At 32.5% G+C, this 799-nt stretch carries 1 pseudogene; it reads right to left on the bottom strand.

The annotated features are described in order from the left end of the window. Positions 1–505: pseudogene (locus tag DW911_RS10810) on the bottom strand (ISL3 family transposase); the annotation flags it as partial. Positions 506–799: the final 294 nt, after the last annotated feature.

The following is a 799-nucleotide window of genomic DNA, read 5'->3' as shown; positions in this document are numbered from 1 at the left end:
ATACTTCATCTATTGAAAGTACAGATGGCATGGGAAGCCTTGGTGTACTGATATATCTGTCAAATATGTTGATGACTGTATTGGTGGATATATGATATCTTTCACCAACACTTTTAAATGTTTCAAATGGCTTTTTAAGATCCTGCAGAACACTATAAACGGTAGCTGACGAGATCCTTTCCGTTCCAAAAGTAAAAGGATTGGATTCATAAAAAGTCTTGTTGCATGCAGGACATCTGTAACGTCGGGCATGATAATCAATGAAACAAGAGGAAGTGGAAACAACAGAATGTTTTATTTTCTTATCTATGTAATTGACAACTTTAGTTGTTCTGGTCTGGCAAACAGGGCAACGCTGTTCTCTGTTTATAAGTTTCAAGATAATATGGACACCATCTTTTCTATGGAAGATATCGTAATGTTCAATGATGTTACTATCAATACCAAATATTTTTAATACATCACTGTTGTGATCAGTGGACATAGTATTGGTATCAGGTTTCATAGAAATCACCAGCGCTATATAAAAATTTGTTCAAATTCATTTCAAAATCATCTCCTTCTGTTTATCTTTACTTAAATGATAATGAAAAGAACAGAAAAAAAGATAAAAGTTATGTTGGAAGAAAAATAAGCATATGATTTCTTCGGTTTATTTGACAGTATGAACGGTAATTTTGTTCAACGTTATAATATTTGTTGATCAGAAAAGATCTGTGAAAGTTATCCACAGGGAAATCAGGATCATCAAGACAGTCGATGATTTGAGAGAATGTAAAAGTAGAAAAAGGAATCATAT

It is taken from the genome of Erysipelatoclostridium sp. AM42-17, assembly GCF_003480255.1.
In the GTDB taxonomy this organism is placed as follows: Bacteria; Bacillota_I; Bacilli_A; order Erysipelotrichales; family Coprobacillaceae; genus Faecalibacillus.
The sequence above is the reverse complement of the archived record's forward strand: the minus strand, read 5'-3'. Positions and strand labels throughout refer to the sequence as shown.